This is a genomic window from Allobosea sp. Leaf344 (assembly GCF_001426225.1).
Lineage (GTDB): Bacteria > Pseudomonadota > Alphaproteobacteria > Rhizobiales > Beijerinckiaceae > Allobosea.
The window spans coordinates 20,337-40,680 of the sequence record NZ_LMRT01000009.1 but is presented as its reverse complement, the minus strand read 5'-3'; the positions used below and the strand labels follow the sequence as shown (position 1 = coordinate 40,680).

General features: G+C 69.2%; 19 protein-coding genes. 12 read left to right on the top strand and 7 right to left on the bottom strand.

Annotation, left to right across the window (positions count from 1 at the left end):
- Positions 1–247: 247 nt before the first annotated feature.
- Complete coding sequence (locus tag ASG72_RS06255; RefSeq protein WP_244488726.1) at positions 248–970, bottom strand: cyclic nucleotide-binding domain-containing protein; 723 nt, start codon at positions 968–970, stop codon at positions 248–250.
- Between the two features lie 150 nt (positions 971–1,120).
- On the opposite strand from ASG72_RS06255, the gene ASG72_RS06250 reads away from it, so the two are divergent.
- The 5 genes from ASG72_RS06250 to ASG72_RS06230 all read left to right on the top strand — a co-directional run bounded on the left by ASG72_RS06250 (position 1,121) and on the right by ASG72_RS06230 (position 6,318).
- Positions 1,121–1,573, top strand: coding sequence for a hypothetical protein (locus tag ASG72_RS06250; protein ID WP_162246200.1), 453 nt, complete (start codon positions 1,121–1,123; stop codon positions 1,571–1,573).
- 58 nt (positions 1,574–1,631) lie between these two features.
- Positions 1,632–2,987, top strand: a complete 1,356-nt coding sequence (gene hemN, locus ASG72_RS06245; RefSeq protein ID WP_056710233.1) for an oxygen-independent coproporphyrinogen III oxidase — start codon at positions 1,632–1,634, stop codon at positions 2,985–2,987.
- Between the two features lie 79 nt (positions 2,988–3,066).
- Positions 3,067–4,410, top strand: a complete 1,344-nt coding sequence (locus ASG72_RS06240; RefSeq protein WP_082540138.1) for an efflux RND transporter periplasmic adaptor subunit — start codon at positions 3,067–3,069, stop codon at positions 4,408–4,410.
- Positions 4,407–5,633 carry an ABC transporter permease gene (locus tag ASG72_RS06235; RefSeq protein ID WP_056710231.1) on the top strand — a complete coding sequence of 409 codons (1,227 nt, stop codon included), beginning with the start codon at positions 4,407–4,409 and terminating at the stop codon, positions 5,631–5,633. Before ASG72_RS06240 ends, ASG72_RS06235 begins: the two co-directional genes overlap by 4 nt.
- Positions 5,626–6,318, top strand: coding sequence for an ABC transporter ATP-binding protein (locus tag ASG72_RS06230; RefSeq protein WP_056710229.1), 693 nt, complete (start codon positions 5,626–5,628; stop codon positions 6,316–6,318). The genes ASG72_RS06235 and ASG72_RS06230 overlap by 8 nt, the downstream gene beginning before the upstream one ends.
- Before the next feature lie 7 nt (positions 6,319–6,325).
- On the opposite strand, the gene ASG72_RS06225 is transcribed toward ASG72_RS06230, so the two are convergent.
- The 3 genes from ASG72_RS06225 to ASG72_RS06215 form a co-directional block, all read right to left on the bottom strand.
- A complete protein-coding gene (locus tag ASG72_RS06225) occupies positions 6,326–7,129 on the bottom strand; it encodes an ATP-binding cassette domain-containing protein (RefSeq protein ID WP_082540193.1) in 804 nt (267 codons plus the stop codon).
- Positions 7,130–7,198: 69 nt separating this feature from the next.
- Complete coding sequence (locus ASG72_RS06220; RefSeq protein WP_082540137.1) at positions 7,199–9,088, bottom strand: heavy metal translocating P-type ATPase; 1,890 nt, start codon at positions 9,086–9,088, stop codon at positions 7,199–7,201.
- Entirely contained in the window at positions 9,085–9,483 is a 399-nt protein-coding gene (locus tag ASG72_RS06215; protein WP_056710228.1) for a hypothetical protein, read from the bottom strand. Before ASG72_RS06215 ends, ASG72_RS06220 begins: the two co-directional genes overlap by 4 nt.
- A gap of 277 nt (positions 9,484–9,760) precedes the next feature.
- On the opposite strand from ASG72_RS06215, the gene ASG72_RS06210 reads away from it, so the two are divergent.
- The gene (locus ASG72_RS06210) at positions 9,761–11,497 is read left to right on the top strand and encodes an alpha/beta fold hydrolase (RefSeq protein WP_244488725.1); all 1,737 of its coding nucleotides are present in this window, start codon (positions 9,761–9,763) and stop codon (positions 11,495–11,497) included.
- Positions 11,498–11,534: 37 nt separating this feature from the next.
- Here the strand turns inward: ASG72_RS06210 and ASG72_RS06205 are convergent, their stop codons facing one another.
- Complete coding sequence (locus tag ASG72_RS06205) at positions 11,535–12,200, bottom strand: GntR family transcriptional regulator (RefSeq protein ID WP_056710225.1); 666 nt, start codon at positions 12,198–12,200, stop codon at positions 11,535–11,537.
- A gap of 170 nt (positions 12,201–12,370) precedes the next feature.
- On the opposite strand from ASG72_RS06205, the gene ASG72_RS06200 reads away from it, so the two are divergent.
- The 6 genes from ASG72_RS06200 (at position 12,371) to ASG72_RS06175 (ending at position 18,524) form a co-directional block, all read left to right on the top strand.
- A complete protein-coding gene (locus tag ASG72_RS06200) occupies positions 12,371–13,408 on the top strand; it encodes a 4-hydroxythreonine-4-phosphate dehydrogenase PdxA (RefSeq protein WP_056710223.1) in 1,038 nt (345 codons plus the stop codon).
- 65 nt (positions 13,409–13,473) lie between these two features.
- Complete coding sequence (locus tag ASG72_RS06195) at positions 13,474–14,469, top strand: tripartite tricarboxylate transporter substrate-binding protein (RefSeq protein ID WP_056710222.1); 996 nt, start codon at positions 13,474–13,476, stop codon at positions 14,467–14,469.
- 109 nt (positions 14,470–14,578) lie between these two features.
- The gene (locus tag ASG72_RS06190) at positions 14,579–15,067 is read left to right on the top strand and encodes a tripartite tricarboxylate transporter TctB family protein (RefSeq protein ID WP_056710220.1); all 489 of its coding nucleotides are present in this window, start codon (positions 14,579–14,581) and stop codon (positions 15,065–15,067) included.
- A 22-nt stretch (positions 15,068–15,089) separates the two neighbouring features.
- The gene (locus ASG72_RS06185; protein ID WP_056710218.1) at positions 15,090–16,601 is read left to right on the top strand and encodes a tripartite tricarboxylate transporter permease; all 1,512 of its coding nucleotides are present in this window, start codon (positions 15,090–15,092) and stop codon (positions 16,599–16,601) included.
- 149 nt (positions 16,602–16,750) lie between these two features.
- Positions 16,751–17,668: a dihydrodipicolinate synthase family protein gene (locus ASG72_RS06180; protein ID WP_056710216.1), complete on the top strand. Its 918-nt coding sequence runs from the start codon at positions 16,751–16,753 to the stop codon at positions 17,666–17,668.
- Positions 17,669–17,756: 88 nt separating this feature from the next.
- Entirely contained in the window at positions 17,757–18,524 is a 768-nt protein-coding gene (locus tag ASG72_RS06175; protein WP_056710214.1) for a 5-oxoprolinase subunit PxpA, read from the top strand.
- Positions 18,525–18,530: 6 nt separating this feature from the next.
- On the opposite strand, the gene ASG72_RS06170 is transcribed toward ASG72_RS06175, so the two are convergent.
- Positions 18,531–19,529: a biotin-dependent carboxyltransferase family protein gene (locus tag ASG72_RS06170; RefSeq protein WP_056710212.1), complete on the bottom strand. Its 999-nt coding sequence runs from the start codon at positions 19,527–19,529 to the stop codon at positions 18,531–18,533.
- Positions 19,526–20,254 (bottom strand): allophanate hydrolase subunit 1, encoded by a 729-nt coding sequence (locus ASG72_RS06165; RefSeq protein WP_056710210.1) that lies wholly within the window; start codon positions 20,252–20,254, stop codon positions 19,526–19,528. The genes ASG72_RS06170 and ASG72_RS06165 overlap by 4 nt, the downstream gene beginning before the upstream one ends.
- Positions 20,255–20,344: the final 90 nt, after the last annotated feature.

The following is a 20,344-nucleotide window of genomic DNA, read 5'->3' as shown; positions in this document are numbered from 1 at the left end:
TTGCCGCGGCGCACAATCCGCCCGGCTCAACAGGACGGTTACCGACACGGGCATCCCCCAGCCTTGATTCAGGTCAAGGTAGAGGGGGCGCGGAGGCTGGCATTGTGATCTCAGGCCGGGGGGCTGCAGCGCCGAACGCGGCGGGGACGTTCGGTGCTGCAGCGCCGCCGCGCGCGGCATCGCGCCGTTCAGGCGGCGTGCCTGCCAGGAATCGCCGTGGCGCAGGTTCGGCTTTGGGAGGTATGGCTCAGGCGGCGGCCATGTTCGCCATGCGCTGCGTATCCATCAGGCGCACGCCGTCCGGCACGATCAGGATCGTCTTGGTCTTGGCGAGCCTGGTCAGGGTCCGGCTGACGGTCTCGATCGTCAGGCCGAGGAAATCGGCCATGTCCTGCCGGCTCATCGGCAGCTCGATGGTCACGGAATCGCGGCCGATCTTGCTCCAGCGCTCGCGCATGGCGAGCAGGAAGCAGACGATCCGCTCCTCCGCGGTGCGCCGGCCGAGCAGCATCATCTGCTCCTGGGCGAGCGTCAGCTCATGGGTGGCGTAGTCGTGCAGCCGGCGCAGGAGATGCGGCTTGGTGTCGATCAGCGCGGAATAGGCCGCCCGCGAGAAGGAGCAGGCGGTGACGGGGGTGATCGCATCGGCGGAGAAACCGAAGGCGTCCCGCATGGCGAGGCCGAGAAAATCCCCCGGCATGGCGAAGCCGACGATCTGGCGGCGCCCATCGGGCAGCAGCTTGTAGAGCCGCACCATGCCGTCGGTGATGTTGTAGACGGTCTGGGCCGTGTCGCCCTGGGAGAAGATCGTCTCCTTGGGGGCGAAGCTCGTGGGATGCGCCAGGGAATCGAGCAGCGCCAGCTCGTCAGGCGCGAGCGAGGCGCAGACGCTCGCCAGCCTGACCTTGCAGGACATGCAGCGCTCGCCCGGATGTGCGGCGGTGGTGCAGCTCGGTCTGTTGCAATCCACGAAAATCACCTCGATCTGGCGCGCGCGTGTCGATGTCCGGCACCGGGGTGAAGCAACGTCCAGAACGCGGGCCGCATCATTGATCTGAATCAATGCAAAGCAACTTGTCGACGGCGCCCCATAGCCTCTGACCCGGAGGCCTGTAGCGACGTGACAGCGGAATTTTTCAGGGCCCAGCGCGTGACCTCTGCGGAAGCGGAGATCGCCTACAGCCTTGTCGCGATGTCCCACCCCCATGTCGGCCCCGCCGCCTGGGCGCGCTATCTGCGCGCCCATGGCCGTCACGCCAGCCGCGAGCGCGGCCTGATCGCGCTCAAGGACAGCCGTGGCTGCATGCATGGGCTGTTCGCCTTCACCGTGGTGCATTCGCTGGCCGGGGAGGCGACGCTGCATGTCACGGAGCTCGCGGCCGCGCGGCTGCCGGGCACGATGCTGATCGATTCGCTGGTCAGCTTCGCCAACAAGCTGGCGCTGGAGCTGGAACTGCCGGCGATCCAGCTCGACCTCCAGCCCTCGGCCGTCTGGGAGCAGGACCGCGAGGTGATGGCGGAGTCCGGATTCACCCTCGACCGGGTCACGATGCGCGGGCGCGCGACCGGCTAGGCGGGCAAGGTTTGCGCCAGATCAAAGCGCGGCGCGAGCCCTGCGCCATGCTGGTGGGATGAGCAGCACAGCCTCGACCGCACTCTATGAATCGCGCCGCGTCCCGCGCTTCACCAGCTATCCGACGGCGCCGCATTTCGGCGACGAGGTCGGGCCGGAGCTGCATGCGGCATGGCTGGCGGCGCATGATCCCGCGCAGCCGCTGTCGCTCTACGCCCATGTGCCGTTCTGCAGCGAGCTCTGCCTGTATTGCGGCTGCCAGACCACGGTGGCCCGCGGCTATGGTCCGGTCGCTGCCTATGTCGCGCTCCTGCACCGCGAGCTCGATCGCCTGGCCTCGCTGCTGCCCGCGCGGCCGCGCGTGTCGCATCTGCATTTCGGCGGGGGCACGCCGACCATGCTCGCCCCCTCGGATTTCAAGGCGCTGGTGGCGCGGCTGCGGCGGGACTTCGCCTTCGACGCCGATGCCGAGATCGCGGTCGAGATCGATCCGCGCACGCTGACGCCGGCCCATGTCGAGATGCTGGGGGATAGCGGGGTCACCCGGGCCAGCCTGGGCGTGCAGAGCTTCGATCCGCTGGTGCAGAAGACGGTGAACCGGCTGCAATCCTTCGCGCTGACGCAGCGCCTGACCGAATGGCTGCGCCATGCGGGGATCGAGGCCCTCAATCTCGACCTGATGTACGGGCTGCCGCACCAGACCGTGGCCAATGTGGTGGACTCCACGCGACAGGCGCTGGAATTGTCGCCCGACCGCGTCGCGGTCTTCGGCTATGCGCATGTGCCGTGGATGAAGCGCCACCAGGCGGTGCTGCCGGAGGATGCGATGCCGGATGCGGCCGGCCGTGCGGCGCAGTTCGAGGCTGCCGCCGCCGTGCTCTGCGATGCCGGCTATGTCCAGATCGGCCTGGATCATTTCGCCCGGCCGGACGATGCGATGGCGCTGAAGCTTGAGGCCGGGGCGCTGCGCCGCAATTTCCAGGGCTACACCACCGACGAGGCGTCGACGCTGATCGGGATCGGAGCCTCCGCCATCTCCAGCTTCCCGCAGGGCTATGCGCAGAACCAGGCGACGGTAGGCCCCTATCGACGCGCTCTGGAGGCGGGGGATCTGCCGACGGCGCGCGGTGTCGTCATCACCCGGGCCGACAGGCTGCGGGCCGCGATCATCGAGCGGCTGATGTGCGATCTCTCCGTCGATCTCGAGGCGATCTGCGCGGCGCACCGGGTCGATGCGGCGGAGCTGACACCCGATCTCGGCCGGCTGGCGCCGCTATTGGCCGATGGGCTGGCGGTGCGGGACCGGCATCGCATCGTCATCCCGCTGGAGGCCCGCCATCTGGTGCGGGTCGTCAGCGCCGCCTTCGATGCCCGCTCCGCCGCGGCGCAGGCGCGCTATTCGGTCGCGCTCTGAACCGGCCCCGCTTGCGCTGGATCAAGTCATTGCCGGCGGCCCGGCCCGATGATGGCGCAGGACAGCGTGCCCGGAAGCCATGACCGACGCCATTACATCGACGCAGGCGACGCGCGGGGCGGATGCCACCGATCTCGTGCCGCTGACACCGCCCGCCGTCCAGCGCGCCCGGAAGGAGCCGCCCGGCCGGTCCGGCGTGCCGGGCCCGCGCAGCCGGCTGGCCGTAATCTGGTCCTATCGCTGGTTCGTGCTGGTGGCGCTGGCGCTGACCGGTCTCGCCGGCTGGCAGGCGATGCGGAGCCTGGCCGGGCCTTCCGTGGCGGTGGATGTGGTGAAGCGCGGCGACCTCGTCCAGACGCTCGTCGCCAGCGGCCATGTCGAGACGCCGTTCCGGGTCGAGATCGGCAGCCAGATCACGGCCACGGTCGAGGATGTGCTGGTCGAGGAAGGGCAGGCGGTGGTCCAGGGCCAGCCGCTGGTGCGGCTGGAAGCGCGCGAGCTCGCGGCCGCGCTGAGCCAGGCCGAGAGCGCGGTCGAGCAGGCGCAGGCCAGGCTGCGGCAGATCGAGGAGCTGGCGCTGCCCGCCGCCCGCGAGACGCTGTCGCAGGCGCGCGCCGTGCTCTTGAACGCCGAACGCTCGCATGAGCGGCTCGATGCCCTGCAGCGGAGCGGCGCGGCGACGCAGGCGGCGCTCGACGAGGCGGTGAAGGCGCTCGACGTGGCGCGCACGCTGGCCCGGCATGCCGAGCTGCAGGTGCGCGCCTCGAGCCCGTCGGGCGTCGACCATGTCGTGGCGCAGACGCAGCTCGCCCAGGCCGTGGCGGCGAGGCAGAGCGCGCAGTCGCGGCTCGGCTATGCCGTCATCGCGGCGCCGCGCAGCGGGGTGCTGATCTCCCGCAAGGTCGAGCGCGGCACCGTGGCGCAGCCGGGCCGGACCCTGCTGGTGCTGGCGCCGCAGGGCGAGACCCAGCTCGTGATCCAGCTCGACGAGCGCAATCTCGGGCTGGTGTCGATCGGCCAGCCGGCGCTCGCCTCGGCCGATGCCTATCCCAACGAGCGGATGCAGGCCGTCGTCTCCTACATCAATCCCGGGATCGACATCGCCCGCGCGGCCGTCGAGATGAAGCTCGTCGTGCCCGATCCCCCGGCCTATCTGCGCCAGGACATGACCGTCTCGGTCGATATCGAGGTGGCGCGGCGGGACGATACGCTGATCCTGCCGGTGCGCGCCGTGCATGATGCGGCGAGCCGGCCCTGGGTGATGCTGGTCCGCGACGACCGCGCCCATCGCCAGCCGGTGCGGATCGGCCTGCGCGGCGTCACCCAGTTCGAGATCCTCGAGGGGCTGCGCGAGGGAGACCGGGTGGTCCCGGTCAATGCCGGGCTCGTAACCGGACAGAAGCTGCGCCCGGTGCCGCCGTGACGCGGCTTCTGTCCTTCGTCTGGATCGGCGCGCTGCGCTTTCTCTGGGAAGGCCGGCTGCAGACGCTCTTCATCATCGGCGGAATCACGATCGGCGTCGCCGTCATCGTCTTCATGTCGGCGATGCTGGCCGGGCTGGAGGCGAATTTCATCAAGAGGGTGCTGACCTCGCAGCCGCAGATCCAGCTGCTGCCACCCGACCAGGTCGCCCGGCCGCTGCGCGACGAGCCCGGCACCGTCGCCGATGCGATCGTCCAGCGCCCGAGCCAGCGCATCCTCTCCATCGACCAGTGGCGCACCATCCAGCGCCGCATGCTGGCCATGCCGGAGGTGACGGTGGTCGCGCCGGTGGCGTCCGGCTCGGCCCTGGCGGTCCGCGGCAGCGCCAGCCGCTCGGTCACCGTCACCGGGATCGAGCCCGACAGCTATCTGCAGATCGTCAAGCTGCCGGATTATCTGGTGGCGGGACGGCTGCGCCTGTCGAGCGACGACATCATCATCGGCGTCGAGCTGGCGCGGAATCTGGGCGTCGGCCTCGGCGACAAGATCGTGCTCAGCGCCGCCAATGGGCCGAGCCGGGTGCTGACGATCACCGGCCTCGTCGATTTCGGCAACAAGCCGGTCAACCAGCGCAATACCTATGTCGCGCTGCGCACCGCGCAGTCGCTGCTGAACATGATCGGCGGCGTCACCACCATCGATCTCGCCGTGCGCGACATCTATGCGGCGGAGGCGACGGCCCAGCAGATCCAGGCCTCGACCGGGGTGCAGGCCGATAGCTGGATCAAGACCAACGCCCAGTTCTTCACGGCGGTGCGGGCCCAGAAGAACACCAACACGCTGATCCGCGTCTTCGTCGGCCTGTCGGTGGCATTCGGCATCGCCGCCGTGCTGATCGTCTCGGTGATCCAGCGCTCCCGCGATATCGGCATCCTGCGTGCGATGGGCGCGACCAGGGGTCAGGTGCTCAGGCTGTTCCTGCTGCAGGGCGGGCTGCTGGGCTTTCTCGGCTCGATGATCGGCGCGACCCTCGGCGCTTCGGCGCTGGTCTATTGGCATTCGGTGACGCGGCAGGCGGATGGCAGCGAGATCTTTCCGCTGATCATCGAGCCCCGCCTGTTCCTGGCCACCGCCGTGCTGGCGACCCTGACCGGGGTGCTGGCGGCGATGGCCCCGGCTCTGCGCGCCGCCGGCCTCGACCCCGTGGAAGCGATCCGTGGCTGAGCCGGTCATCCGCCTGGAGCAGGTCCGCAAGGCCTATCAGATCGGGCTCGCCGCGGAGACGGAGGTGCTGCACGGCATCGATCTGCGGCTGGAGGCCGGGGAGTTCCTGGCGCTGGTCGGCCCGTCCGGTTCCGGGAAGAGCACGCTGCTCAACATCATCGGCCTGCTCGACCGGCCGACCAGCGGCCTCGTCGCGATCAACGGCCACGACATCGACGCGCTCGACGATGCCGGCATCACGCATCTGCGCGGCCATACCATCGGCTTCATCTTCCAGTCGCATCTGCTGATCTCGGCCTTCACGGCGCGGGAGAACGTGATGATGCCGATGCTGGTGGCGAAGGGCCGGCGGGACGCGGAGATGGAGCAGCGCTCGGCCGAATTGCTGGAACGCGTCGGGCTGAGCCATGTCGCCGACAACAAGGCGACCAACATGTCGGGCGGGCAGCAGCAGCGCGTGGCGATCGCGCGGGCGCTGGCGATGCGGCCCGATCTCGTGCTCGCCGACGAGCCGACCGGCAATCTCGATACACGCTCCGCCGAAACCGCCTTCCAGCTGATGCGGGACGAGAACCGCCAGTTCGGGACGAGCTTCCTGATCGTGACCCACAACATGGCGCTGGCCCGGCGCTGCGACAGGATCATCGCGGTGGTCGACGGGCAGATCGCGCCCGGGGTCGCGTAGCGCGCTCTCAGCCCGTGCCGGCCAGCCTGTCGGCGAAGATGGTGCGGCCGCGCTCGCCGTGGAAATAAGATTTGACCCAGGGGTGCTCCGCCTCGAGCAGGAGCTCGGGCGGGCCCGCCACCACCACCTTGCCGCCGGCGATGGCGGCGATCCGGTCGCAGGTGGTGTGCAGGCTGTTGAGATCATGCGTGATCATCATCACCGTCAGCCCGAGGCTGGCGCGCAGGGTGAGGATCAGCGTGTCGATCTCCCCCGCCGACACCGGATCGAGGCCGGAGGTGGGCTCGTCGAGGAAGAGGATTTCCGGATCCAGCGCCAGCGCCCGCGCCATGGCGGCGCGCTTGGTCATCCCGCCCGAGAGTTCCGAGGGGTATTTGGTCGCGGCATCGGCGGGCAGGCCGACCATCTCGATCTTCAGCATGGCGAGCTCGTCCAGCAGCGCGGGCGAGAGATCCAGGCATTCGCGCATCGGCATCTGGATGTTCTGGGCGACGGTCAGCGACGAGAACAGCGCGCCGTGCTGGAACATCACGCCCCAGCGTTGCTCCATGCGCCGGCGCTCGGCCGCCGAGAGATTGTCGACATCCTGGCCGAACACCTCGATCAGCCCGGCGCGCTTGCCGATCAGGCCGATCAGGGTGCGCGCCAGCACGGATTTTCCCGAGCCCGAGGCGCCGATGACGCCGAGGATCTCGCCGCGATAGAGGTCGAGGTCGAGGCCGTCGAGCACGAGCTTCTCGCCGAAGCCGACCTCCAGCCCGCGGATGCGGATCACGGGCTCGCCATTGGAAGGGGGTGAGAAGGCTCGCATGCGGATCATCCGGTGAAGCGCGACTGTCGCATGCCGGCGGCGGGAGCGGCCTTGCGCGACATCAAGCGGTCAGGCCTCGCCCAGCGCCCGCAAAGCGTTGAGGATGACGGCGACGTCGATCACCTCCTGCAGCAGCGCCCCCTGGACCGGGGAGATCAGGCCGAAGGCCGCGGCGATCATGCCGATCACCGACAGCAGGATGCCCGCGACGACGCTCTGCAGCGCGATGGCGCGGGACTGCCGGGCGATGGCGAGGGCGTTGACCACGCGGTCGAGCCTGTCGACCAGCAGCACCACATCGGCCGCTTCCGCCGAGGCGGCCGAGCCGCGCGCGCCCATGGCCATGCCGATATCGGCGGCCGCCAGCGCCGGCGCGTCGTTGACGCCGTCGCCGACCATCATCACCGGGCCGTGGCGGCGCTCCTGCTTGACCAGGTCGACCTTGCGCGCCGGGGTCAGATCCGCGAGGACGAGGTCGATATCCAGGCCCTGGGCGATGTCCCTCGCGACGGCCTCGCGGTCGCCCGTCGCCAGCACCAGGCGATGCACGCCCTGATCGCGCAGGCTTGCGAGCAGCTTGTCCGTACCCTCCCGCAACCGGTCCGAGAGGAGGATGCTGCCGGCATAGCGATCGTCGATCGCCACCGCCACGACCATCCCGCCCGCGGGGCTGTCCGCCGGCGCCTGGGCGGAGCGGCAGCTGCCGAGATGGCTGAGCACGAAATCATAGCTGCCGACCACGACGGCGCGTCCCGCCACCGAACCGCTCAGGCCCTCGCCCGGCGTCTCCTCGGTGTCCTCCGGCATGGAGAGGGTGATGCCGCGCCCCTGCGCCTCCGCCACCAGGGTCTGGGCCACGACATGCTGCGAGGCCTGGTCGAGGGAGGCGGCCATCGCCAGGACGAGCCCGGGGGTGAAGCCGGGCTGGGCCAGCACCTTTTCGATCTGCGGGCGGCCATCGGTGAGCGTTCCCGTCTTGTCGAAGACGATGGCGCGGATCCGGGCCAGCGCCTCCAGCGCGCCCCCGCCCTTGATCAGCACACCCTGTTTGGCGGCGCGCGACAGGCCGGCGACGAGGGCGATCGGCACGGCCAGAAGGAGCGGGCAGGGGGTGGCGACGACGAGCACCGCGACCGCGCGGATCGGGTCGCCGCTCACGGCCCAGGCGGCGCCCGCGAGCGCCAAGGTCACTGCCAGGAAGACGATGGCGTAGGTGTCCGCCAGCCGCGCCATCGGCGCCTTGGACCGCTGGGCCTCGTCGACCAGCCTGACGATGCCGGCATAGGCGCTGTCCGCGGCGCGCCGCATTGCCACGAGATCGAAAGCATCGCCGAGATTGCTTGCGCCGCTGGCGATCTCGGCGCCGGGGCCGAAGCGCCGGGGCAGGGCCTCGCCGGTCAGGGTCGATTGATCGAGCACGGCCACGCCCGATGTCACGATGCCGTCGACGGGGGTGACGTCGCCGCGCCTTATCATCAGGCGGTCGCCCGGCAGCACGGCTTCTGTCGCGATCTCGCGCAGCCCCTCCGGCTGGTGGCGCAGCGTGGTGCGGGGCGTGCGGTCGAGCAGCGCCGTCATCTCGCGGCGCGCACGCCGCCCGGCGAATTCCTCGAGATGCTGCCCGCCGGCATACATCAGGGCGACGACCGCCGCCGCCAGGCTCTCGTCGAAGATCAGCGCGGCGCTCATCGAGAGCGCCGCCACGATGTCGAGGCCGATCTCGCCGCGCCTCAGGCTGGAGACGATGTCGATGCAGAGAAAGGCGAGGACCGGCAGCGTCGTCGCCGTCCACGAGGTCGCGGCCCAATCCGGGTGGCCGAGGGCGAACAGCACGCCGCCGCCGGCGAGACCCGAGAGCGGGAAGAGCAGGATGACCCGCCGCAGGGAGCGATCGAAGCCGAGCCGGCGCCGCGCGTCGTCGCGGGCTGCGCCGGACCGCGCGATCGCCGGGGTGGTCAAGCGGCCGCCTTGGCCAGTTTGCTGGCGCCCTCCACGGATTGCGCCAGAACGCCCTGAACGGTCGTCATTTCCTTGCGCATGAGTTCGGTCAGCTGGCCGAATTCATTGCTGTAGTCGCTGGCGACGCGCTCGCTGAACTTGCGCTGCGCCTCGACGGCCTCGGACAGCTCATGGCACTGGCTGAGCGCGCCGAAGAGTTCGGCCTGGGCCTTCATCCGCTGTGCGATGAAGCTCATCAGCTCGGAGCCGAGGGTGAGCTGCGCCTCGATCAAAGCATGGGGCAGGGCGGCCGCCGTGGCGAACTGCGCCTGAAGGGATTTGCCGATGCCGTCCAGCCCGCCGAGCGGCGCGCTGCCGGAGGTGTCGCGGGGGGAGTTCTGCCGTGTGGTGGACATGGTCAAAGGCCTCCTGTGCCGCAGCGTCTTGAATTGCGCTGTCCGGCCAGCCTGCGCGGCACACGCCCGCAGGGCATTGATCCCTGTCAAACCTAGCGGTTTTCGACGGTGTTACTTTCGTATCATGTCCCAAACCAAGCCCCTCCGCGCCGCCGCCATCCCCGTCCTGGAGCCGCGTGAGCCCGCGTCCCCGCCCGCGTCCGCGCCAGCGCCAGCACCTCCCCCGCCAGCACCTGCCCAATCAGCACCTGCCCCGTCAGCACCTGCCGCGACGCTCGTGCCGGTGCCCGTTCCGGAGGACGAGCAGCCCGCGCCGGAGCCGCAGCTGGATCGCGCCTTGCACGCCGCCATCGGCCGGCTCTCGGCGGGGTTCTCGCCGATGGGGCTGGCGGAGGCGTGGTTCGACTGGGCGATCCATCTCTCGGTCTCGCCGGCGCGGCTCGCCGAACTCGGGCTCGCCGCGGCGGCCGAAGCGTCCGGCCTGGCGCGGCTCGCCTTGCACGCGGCGAGCCAGCAGGGGATCACCACGCCCGGCGACCACGGCCTGCCGCAAGACAAGCGCTTCCGCCATGCATCATGGCAGCGCTGGCCGTTTTCGGCCTATGCCGAGACGCTGCTGGCGGCGGAGCGGATGCTGGACGAGGCGACCCACGACATCCATGGGGCGAGCGGCCACCACCTCGCCATGCTGCGCTTCGTCGGCCGCCAGGCGCTCGACCTGGTCGCGCCCTCGAATTTCGTCGCGACCAATCCGGAGGTGCTGGAACGCAGCGTGAGCGAGCGCGGCTTCAACCTGCTGCGCGGGGCCGCCTTCGCGATCGAGGATTGGCAGCGGCTGATGGCGCGGGAGAAGCCGGTCGGTGCGGATGCCTATGTGCCGGGGAAGACGGTCGCGCTGACGCCGGGGCGGGTGGTGCATCGCACCGAACTGGCCGAGATCATCCACTATGCGCCGACGACGGCGGAGGTCGAGGCGGAGCCGATCGTCATCGTGCCGGCCTGGATCATGAAATACTACATCCTCGATCTGCAGCAGCAGAACTCGCTGGTGAAGCATCTGGTCGATGCCGGCTTCACCGTCTTCATGATCTCCTGGAAGAACCCGGATGTGCGCGACCGCGATGTCAGCTTCGGCGATTACCGCAGCCAGGGCGTGCTGCCGGCGCTGTCGACCGCGCTGCGGCTCAGCGGGGCGCGCCGCGCCCATCTCGTCGGCTATTGCATCGGCGGCACGCTGCTCGCAATCACCGCTGCGGCGATGGCACGGGATCTCGACGACAGGATCGAGACCCTGACCTTCCTGGCCGCCCAGACCGATTTCACGGAAGCGGGCGAGCTCAAGCTCTTCGTCGACGACAGCCAGCTCGCGATCCTCGACGACATGATGGCGGAAAGCGGGGTGCTGGAGGGGGCGCGCATGTCCGGCATGTTCCATCTGCTGCGCTCGAACGACCTGATCTGGTCGCGGATGATCCGCGCCTATCTCCTGGGCGAGCGCGAGCGGGTCACCGATATCGCCGCCTGGTCGCAGGACGCGACGCGGATGCCGGGGCGGATGCACAGCGAATATCTGCGCTCGCTCTATCTGCGCAACGATCTCGCCGAGGGGCGCTTCCTGGTCGAGGGGCGGCCGGTCTCGCTGCACGACATCAGCCGGCCGATCTTCGCCGTCGGCACGGAATGGGACCATGTCGCGCCCTGGCGCTCGGTGTTCAAGCTGCACGGCCTCACCGATGCGGAGATCACCTTCGTGCTGACCAATGGCGGGCATAATCAGGGGATCGTCGCGCCGCCCAGCCGGCTGGACCGGCATTACCGCAGCGCGACGGCCCGGCGGCAGGACCGCCATCGCGGCCCCCGGCACTGGCTGGAGCTCGCGACCTATCACGAGGGCTCGTGGTGGCCGCTCTGGGTCGATTGGCTGCGGCGTCATGGCAGCGGGAGGGTGAGACCGCCGGCGCTGACGCAAGGCGATGATCTCGGGGCGGCGCCGGGACGCTATGTGATGCAATGATCCAAGCGGGCCTGCCGCGCCGGGATCCGGCCGCGGCTCACAGGACCTCGCGGACCCGGACCAAGGTCGCGTCCATATGGCGGCCGATCACCTCGGCCAGCGCCGCGCCGTCGCGCTTCAGCAGGGCCGCGATCATCTCCTCATGCTCCGCCACGGCCCCGGCCCATTTGACCGGGCCCTCATTGCCGATGAAGCGCAGGCGCTTGATGCGGGATTGCAGCGTGCCGTGCATCTCCATCAGCACGGCATTGTCGGAAGCGGCGACGATGGCGCTGTGGATCGCCTGGTTGATCTTGAAGTATTCGAGGCGGTTGCGGGTCTCGTAGAGCGCGATCATGCGCTGGTGGAGGGCGTTGATCGCCTCGATCGTCGCGTCGCTCGCCTGGGCACAGGCCATGCGGCCGGCCAGCTGCTCCAGCGTCTTCAACACCTCGAGGATCTGGTAGAGGTCCTTGGCGCTGAATTTGCGGACGATCGCGCCCTTGGCCGGCAGGATCTCGACGAGACCTTCGCTAGCCAGCGTCTTGATCGCCTCGCGCAGCGGCGTGCGGGAGACGCCGAGCTGTGCGCCGAGCTGGCCCTCGTTGATGCGCTGGCCGGGCTCCAGCCGGCCCTCGATGATCATGTCGCGGAGCCGCTCCAGCACCTCGTCGTGAAGGGTGCGCCGCATGATCCTCGGATACTCTGCGATCGCCTCGCTCATGGTGCCGTCACCCCTCCTGTCCAGCGAACCCTTACGGCATGTGGCCCCGGCGCTGTCAAACCGGCGGCGACTGCCCGATCCACGGCGCGATCATTATGCTGCATACAGCATACTTGCCGCTCGAAAGCCAGCGTGTTAGCTCTGCTGCAGCGTTGGATGGAGGATGCCCGATGAACAGCCAGGCGCAAGGCGCGTTGCCGGTGATCGCGGTCGCGATGGGCGACCCGTCCGGCATCAGTCCGGAACTGGCGGCCCGGATCCTGGTCGAGCCGGATCTGCGATCGGCCGCGCGCTATGTCGTCTTCGGCGACAAGCGCCTGCTCGATCTCGGGGCCGCGGACGCCAAGGTCGATCCGGATGTGCAGGTGATCGCGGAGGGTGCGCCGCTGCCGGCCGCCGGCGAGAAGCCGATCTTCATCGACCTCGCCAATCATGATCCGGCGGAGCTGAAGCGCGGCGTCGCCACGCTGGCGGGTGGCAAGGCGGCGACCGAGAATTTCCGCCGCGCGCTGCAATTCGCGGCGTCGGGCCAGGCCGATGCAGTGTTCTTCACGCCCTTCAACAAGGCGGCGATGCGCTTCGCCTATCCCGGCTATGACGACGAGATCCGCTTCGTGCGCGACGCCATCGGCTTCGAGGGGCCGGCCAGCGAGTTCAACATTCTCGACCGGCTGTGGAACGCCCGCGTCACCTCGCACATCCCGCTGTCGGAGGTCGCGGCCAACATCACGCAGGAGCGCATCCTGCGGGCGCTGACCCTGGCGGACGCCAATCTGCGCGCCGCCGGCTTCGAGCCGCCGCGCATCGCGGTGGCCGGCATCAACCCCCATGCCGGGGATGGCGGCAATTTCGGGCGCGACGAGATCGAGACGATCGAGCCCGCGGTGAAGGCCGCCAAGGCCAGGGGCTTCACGGTGGAGGGGCCGTTTCCCTCCGATACCGTGTTCCTGCGCGCCAGGAACGGCGATTTCGACGCGGTTCTGACGATGTATCACGATCAGGGGCAGATCGCGATGAAGCTGATCGGCTTCGACCGCGGTGTCACGCTGATCGGCGGCTTCCCCTTCCCGATCTGCACGCCCGCCCATGGCACGGCCTATGAGATCGCCGGCAAGGGCATCGCCAATCTCGGTGCGACGCGCGCCGCGCTCGCGCTCGCCATCAAGATGGCGAAGGACGGAAAGGGCGGGCGCAGAGCCGCCGCCTGAGACGATTTCCAGCAAGGCGGCCGCGAAATGAGCCGCCTTACCAGCAAACCCAAGGGAGACAGACGATGATGAGGACAACACGGCTCGCGGGCTTCGCCGCTTGCTTCATCCTGGCCGGCGCCGGCGCGGCGCAGGCCTGGCAGCCGACCAAGCCGGTGGAATTCGTGGTGACGTCGGGCGCCGGTGGCGGCACCGATAATTTCGCCCGGATGATCCAGTCGATCATCACCAAGAACAAGCTGATCGACCAGCCGATCGTGGTGGTGAACAAGGGTGGCGGATCGGGCGCGGAAGGCTATCTGCACGGCAAGGCCGGCAAGAGCGACCCGCATCGCGTGATCTTCGGCACCAACAACGCCTATCTCCTGCCGCTGGTCGCCAAGCTCGGCTATCGCCTCTCGGATCTGACGCCGGTCTCGGCCCTGGCGCTCGACGAATTCATCCTCTGGGTGAAGGGCGACGCGCCCTATGCCGACGCGAAATCCTATCTGGACGCCGTCAAGGCCAAGCCGATGGGCTTCAAGATGGGCGGCAGCCAGTCGAAGGACACCGACCAGACGCTGACCTCGATGATCCAGGACGCCACCGGCGCCAAGATGATCTATGTGCCGTTCCAGGGCGGCAGTGCCGCCGCGGTCCAGCTCGCCGGCGGGCATATCGACTCCAACGTCAACAATCCCAACGAGAATATCGGCCAGTGGAAGGCCGGTGCGGTGAAGCCGCTCTGCGTGTTCTCGCCGGTGCGGCTGGCCAAGGGCGAGCCGGTCTTCGACGGCAAGGGCTGGGGCGATATCCCCACCTGCAAGGAATCCGGCTTGCCGATCGAGACCTTCCAGATGCCGCGCACGGTGTGGCTGCCGGCCGATGTGCCGGCCGATGCGGTGGCGTTCTACGAAGGGGTTCTGGAGAAGGTCAGCCAGTCGCCGGAATGGCAGGAATTCGTGGCCCGCACCGCGCAGACGGGCCGTTTCCTGAAAGGCAAGGAACTGGCCGATTTCGTCGCCAAGGACGAGGCCGCCAACCGCAAGGTCTTCGAGAACGAAGGCTGGATCGTCAAGTAAGACCGGCTCGCCTGCGCGGGGCGCCGTCCCCGCGCAGGCGAGACCGCCCAGGCGCTCGCGACCGCTTTAAGCGCGGCGGGGCCTCCGGGACGACGAAAGGACACGCCGGATGATCACGCGCTTCTGGGCCGAGACCGCCACCGCCCTGGCGACGCTGCTGTTCGGCGTCGTCATCATCTACGGCGCGCTGGAATTCGGCGTCGGCTGGGACAGTTCGGGCCCGCAGCCCGGCGCCTTTCCCTTCTATATCGGCTGCCTGATCGCGCTGGCGAGCCTCGCCACCCTCGTCTCCACGGTCTCGAGGCGCGTCGCCGGCCATGCGGCGCTCGAAGCCGCCTTCCTCGATCCGCCGCGGGCGCGCCGTGTCGCCGCCTTCCTGCTGCCGCTGATCGGCTTCGTGCTGATCAGCGTCACGCTCGGCATGTATGTCGCGACCATCCTGTACCTGGTCTTCGCGATGCGGTTCCAGGGCGGCTATGGCTGGATCCGGACGCTCGCCACGGCCTTCGGCACGGCGGCGGCCTTCTATCTGGCGCTGGAGCGCTTCTTCCAGATCGGCCTGCTCAAGGGGCCGCTCGAGCCCCTGCTCGGTCTCTGACCCAACCGGAACGGCGCGCCCGATGGACAATGTCGCCTCCCTGATGCACGGCTTTTCCGTCGCGCTCACCACCCACCACATCCTGCTGATGATGGCCGGCGTGCTGCTCGGCATCCTGGTCGGCGTGCTGCCGGGGCTCGGCGCGCCCAATGGCGTCTCGCTGATGCTGCCGCTGACCTTCAGCATGGACCCGGTCTCGGCGATCATCCTTCTGACCTCGCTCTATTGGGGCGCGCTGTTCGGCGGCTCGACCACCTCGATCCTGTTCAACATCCCGGGCGAACCCTCCTCGGTCGCGACCACCTTCGACGGGCATCCCATGGCCAAGCAGGGCCGGGCGACGGAGGCACTGTCCTTCGCCTTCCTCTCGGCCGGCTTCGGCGCGATGGCCGGTGTCGTGCTGATCACGCTGCTGTCGGGCTGGGTCGCGAGCTTCGCCCTGCGCTTCTCCTCGCCGGAGTATTTCGCGGTCTATTTCATGACCTTCGCCAGTTTCATCGGGCTCGGCGGCGCCTCCCCCTTCAAGACCATCGTCTCCATGGGCATCGGCTTCGCGCTGACCTCGGTCGGGATGGATTCGGTCTCCGGCAATATCCGCCTGACCTATGATTTCGACATCTTGCTCGGCGGGATCAGCTTCCTGATCGCGGTGATCGGCCTGTTCGGCATCGGCGAATTGCTGCAGACCATGGAGGAGGGGCTCAAATTCGACGGGGTCGCGGCCAAGGTGCGGGTGCGCGACGTGCTTTCCACCGCCGCGAAGATGCCGCGCTACTGGTTCGCGCTGCTGCGCTCCAGCCTGATCGGCATCTGGATGGGGATCACGCCCGGCGGGCCGACCGCCGCCTCCTTCATGAGCTATGCCATGGCCAAGCGCTCCTCGCGCAGCCCGGAACGCTTCGGCAAGGGCGAGCCGGAGGGCGTGATCGCGCCCGAAACGGCCGATCATGCCGCGGGCTCCGCCGCCATGCTGCCGATGCTGGCGCTGGGGATCCCCGGCTCGGCCACCGCCGCGGTGATGATGGGCGGGCTGATGATCTGGGGGCTCAACCCGGGCCCGACCCTGTTCACCGACCGGCCGGATTTCGTCTGGGGGCTGATCGCCTCGATGTATCTCGGCAATGTTGTCGCGGTGATCGTGGTGCTGGCGACGGTGCCGCTCTTCGCCTCGATCCTGCGCATCCCCTTCGCGATCATCGGGCCGATCATCGTGCTGGTCTGTTTCACCGGCGCCTTCACCGTCGGCAGCAAGGTCTTCGACATCTGGCTCGCCCTGCTGTTCGGCCTCGTCGGCTATGTCTTCAAGAAGCTCGATTACCCGATCGCGCCGCTGGTGCTCGCCATGGTGATCGGCGACAAGGCCGAGGACGCCTTCCGCCAGTCGATGATCTTCAGCCAGGGCTCGCTGTCGATCTTCTGGTCCAATCCGCTGGTCTCGACGCTGATGGCGATCGGGCTGGTGCTGCTGTTCGCGCCGCTGATCGGTATGGCCATCCGCCGCCTGCGCGGCCGGGAGGTCACGCGCGCCGCCTGAACGAACCGCGCGAGCGATTCACGCTGGGGCAGATCGCGGTCCTGATGGCGCGCGGGGGTCGGCTCTTGACGGCACCGGTCGCGAGCGAGATCGAAAGGCTGTGTCGGCCCGGCCGATGGATAGACGACCGAGGACCAAGCGAGGAAACCATGAGTGAAGCCTATAGGGGCATCCTGCCGATCGCCCCGACCGTGTTCCATGAGAATGGCGACCTCGATCTCGACGGCAACCGCCGGGTGATGGATCTGATGGTCGACCAGGGCGTCGACGCGATCTGCATCCTCGCCAATTTCTCCGAGCAGTTCCTGCTGACCGATGCGGAGCGGCACCAGGTGATGCGGCTGTCGCTCGAGCAGGTGGCCGGGCGCGTGCCCGTGATCGTCACCACCTCGCATTTCTCGACACGGATCGCCGCCGAACGCGCCAAGGCCGCGGCCGATGCCGGGGCGAAGATGCTGATGATGATGCCGCCCTATCACGGGGCGCTGCTCAAGGCCGACGAGCAGGGGATGATCGAGCATTTCAAGCAGGTGGCGGATGCCTGCGGCCTGCCGATCATCCTGCAGGATGCGCCGCTGTCGGGCGTGACGCTGAGCGTCGCCTTCATGGTGAGGCTGGCGAAGGAGGTTCCGCTCGTCCGCTATTTCAAGATCGAGGTGCCCGGCACGGCCGGCAAGCTGCGGGCGCTGATCGAGGCCGGCGGCGCGGCCGTGGCGGGGCCCTTCGACGGCGAGGAGGCGATCACGCTGATGGCCGATCTCGACGCCGGCGCCACCGGCACGATGACCAGCGCGATGATCCCCGACCTGATCAAGCCGATCCTGACCGCCTATTTCGCGGGCGACCGCAAGCAGGCGATGGCGCTCTATGCCAAAGTGCTGCCGATCATCAATTACGAGAACCGGCAATGCGGGCTGCGCTCGGCCAAGGCGGTGATGAAGGAGGGCGGCGTGATCAGGAGCGAGGCGGTGCGCCACCCGCTGACGCCGCTGCACCCCGAGACCCGCAAGGGGCTGATCGAGCTGGCCCGCGAGCTCGATCCGCTGGCGCTGCGCTGGGGCAAATAGAGGAGAGCCATTGCCGCGCGTTGTGCTCGCCATGGCGGCGACGATAGGCTAGGCGGGGCGGACCGGCCGCCAGCCTTCGGATCACGCCATGAATATCGACCTGAACGCCGATCTCGGCGAAAGCTTCGGCCCCTGGACCATGGGCGACGACGCGGCGATGCTCGACATCGTCACATCGGCCAATGTCGCCTGCGGCTTCCATGCCGGCGATCCCGAGATCATGCGCAAGACGGCGGAGCTGGCGCGCGCGCGCGGCGTCGGCATCGGCGCCCATCCCGGCTTCGCCGATCTGATCGGCTTCGGCCGGCGGCGCCTGCCCGGGCTGACGACGCGGGAGGTGGAGAACCTCGTCGCCTATCAGGTCGGGGCCTTCCAGGCGATGGCGTCGCTGGTCGGCTATCCCATGACGCATGTGAAGACGCATGGCGCGCTCGGCAATATCTGCGCCGAGGACGATGCGCTGGCGCTCGCCGTCGGGCGCGGCATCAAGGCGGCGGCGCCCGACGCGCTGTTCCTGGTGATGCCGGGGATGGCGACGGAGCGGGCGGCGCAGAAGCTCGGCCTGGCGCATTTCCGCGAGATCTATGCGGACCGGACCTATGACGACAGCTTCAACCTGACCGACCGCTCGCTGCCCGGAGCCGTCATCCACGATCCGGAGGCCGCGGCCGCGCATGTGCTGCGCATGGTGGAGGAGGGGGCGGTGACCACGACGAGCGGCCGGAGGCTCGAGGTCGGCATCGATTCCGTCTGCGTCCATGGCGACAATCCGCAATCCGTCGCGCTGGCACGGCTGCTGCGCCAGAGGCTCGAAGCGGCGGGCGTCACGGTGCGGCGCCACGGAGCCGCCGGCTAGCCTGGCTCAATCGGCCGGCTGCGCGCTCGTCACGCCGCCGATCAGGTTGAGGGCGAGCAGCCTTTCGCTGGTCAAGGGCGCGGCCAGGGGCTGGCAGGCGCCGACGAGCCCCTCGATCCGCGCGTCCAGCCGCGCCGCCGCGGCGATCGCCTCGTCCAGCGTGACGATGGCGAAGCGGACCGGCTCCCCCGGCGGTATCTGGGCGAAACGGCCAATATCGGCGCTGATAATGGTGGCGATCTTGGGATAGCCGCCGGTCGTCTGCCGGTCGCGCAGCAGCACGATCGGCTGGCCGTCTCCGGGCACCTGGATCGACCCGTCCACGATGCCGTCGGAGACGATGTTGTAGCCGTCGCGATGCGCCAGCACCGGCCCCTCCAGCCTGACGCCCATGCGATCGGCCTGGGCGCTCAGCCGGTAGCCTTCACCGCACAGGGTCGCCAGCGCCTCCGGCGGGAAGAAATCATCCTGCGGGCCCGGCAGGATTCGGATCGGCCCCGTCTCATGGCGTGGCGGCTCGACGAAGGCCAGGGGTTCGGGCCCGCCGCCCTGCGCAGGCAGGCGCGTTCCCGGGGCGAGTGGCGCGCCGCCGATGCCGGAGCGGCGATGCATCGAGCGGCTGCCCATGTCGGGCGCCGTGGCGAGCCCGCCTTCCAGCGCGAGATAGGCATAGGCCGCGCCGGGATCGATCCTGGCCACGATCTCCGCGCCCGCCTCGGCGCGGGCGGCGGTGAAGGGCGCGATCTTCTGCCCGTCGACGCTCAGGCTGCAGGACGGACCGGCCAGCGCCACCAGCAGCGTGCCTTCCGCCGTGAAGCGCGCGCCGCCGAGGCCGAGTTCGATCGCCGCCGCGTCCGGCGCCGCGCCGACGAGGAGGTTGGCGGCGGCGAGGAACAGCCTGTCCATCGCGCCGGCGGGCGAGACCCCGTAGCGCTGATAGAGGAAGCGGCCGCGATCCTGGATCGAGGTCGCGGGGCCGCAGGATCTGACGATTAGCTTCGTCATAGCCGCTCCAGCCGCGCCACCGGCTCGCCCGCGGCGGCGCGGGCATCGAGCCCGTTCCAGGCCTCCTCGGCGATCGGCTCGAAGCGGATCTCGTCGCCGGGCTCGTAGAGGAACACCGGGTCGAGGCCGGGCAGGAAGGCGCGCATCGGGGTGCGGCCCATCATGTGCCAGCCGCTCGGACCTTCCACCGTCATGATCGCCGCCTGGGCGCCGCCGATCGAGATCGACTGGGCGGGCACGCGCATGCGCGGCTGCAGCCGGCGCGGCGTGGCGAGCTGCGGATCGAGCCCGCCGAGATAGGCGAAGCCGGGCATGAAGCCGATCATCGCGACATGATAGGTCGCCTCGCAGAAGCGCGCGACCAGCGCCTCCACACTCATCGCGTGGCGCACGGCGAGATCGGCGAGATCCATGCCGAAATCGCCGCCGAAGACGACCGGCACGAGCCAGCGCCGGGGCTGCGGCCGCTGCGCCGGGGGCCGGGCGCAGAGCGACAGGATATGCGCCTCCAGCGCCGCGAAATCGGTGCGCAGCGGGTCGAGCTGGACGAGCAGCGAGCGATAGGTCGGCACGGTCTCGATCACCCCCGCGACCGGCTCCGCCGCCAGAGCCGCATCGAGCGCCAGCACCTGCGCGTTGAGGGCGGGATCGGTGGTGCTGCCGAATTCGACCGAGATGGCCGCATCGCCGCAGCGGAGCAGGCGGGGGCTGGCGGCAACAGGCATGTCCGGCGGAGCCTCGGGGATCTCGTGACGCGTCACGCGAGCATCTGCCAGCGTCGGGCGCGATTGTCACCCAGGCTCTGGCGGCGGTTC

Excerpts from the sequence above, each read along its gene's own strand:
- hemN (WP_056710233.1), top strand. The coding sequence starts at position 1,632 with ATGAGCAGCACAGCCTCGACCGCACTCTATGAATCGCGCCGCGTCCCG.
- ASG72_RS06240 (WP_082540138.1), top strand. The coding sequence starts at position 3,067 with ATGACCGACGCCATTACATCGACGCAGGCGACGCGCGGGGCGGATGCC.
- ASG72_RS06225 (WP_082540193.1), bottom strand. The coding sequence starts at position 7,129 with ATGCGAGCCTTCTCACCCCCTTCCAATGGCGAGCCCGTGATCCGCATC.
- ASG72_RS06215 (WP_056710228.1), bottom strand. The coding sequence starts at position 9,483 with ATGTCCACCACACGGCAGAACTCCCCCCGCGACACCTCCGGCAGCGCG.
- ASG72_RS06205 (WP_056710225.1), bottom strand. The coding sequence starts at position 12,200 with ATGAGCGAGGCGATCGCAGAGTATCCGAGGATCATGCGGCGCACCCTT.
- ASG72_RS06200 (WP_056710223.1), top strand. The coding sequence starts at position 12,371 with ATGAACAGCCAGGCGCAAGGCGCGTTGCCGGTGATCGCGGTCGCGATG.
- ASG72_RS06195 (WP_056710222.1), top strand. The coding sequence starts at position 13,474 with ATGATGAGGACAACACGGCTCGCGGGCTTCGCCGCTTGCTTCATCCTG.
- ASG72_RS06190 (WP_056710220.1), top strand. The coding sequence starts at position 14,579 with ATGATCACGCGCTTCTGGGCCGAGACCGCCACCGCCCTGGCGACGCTG.
- ASG72_RS06185 (WP_056710218.1), top strand. The coding sequence starts at position 15,090 with ATGGACAATGTCGCCTCCCTGATGCACGGCTTTTCCGTCGCGCTCACC.
- ASG72_RS06180 (WP_056710216.1), top strand. The coding sequence starts at position 16,751 with ATGAGTGAAGCCTATAGGGGCATCCTGCCGATCGCCCCGACCGTGTTC.
- ASG72_RS06175 (WP_056710214.1), top strand. The coding sequence starts at position 17,757 with ATGAATATCGACCTGAACGCCGATCTCGGCGAAAGCTTCGGCCCCTGG.
- ASG72_RS06170 (WP_056710212.1), bottom strand. The coding sequence starts at position 19,529 with ATGACGAAGCTAATCGTCAGATCCTGCGGCCCCGCGACCTCGATCCAG.
- ASG72_RS06165 (WP_056710210.1), bottom strand. The coding sequence starts at position 20,254 with ATGCCTGTTGCCGCCAGCCCCCGCCTGCTCCGCTGCGGCGATGCGGCC.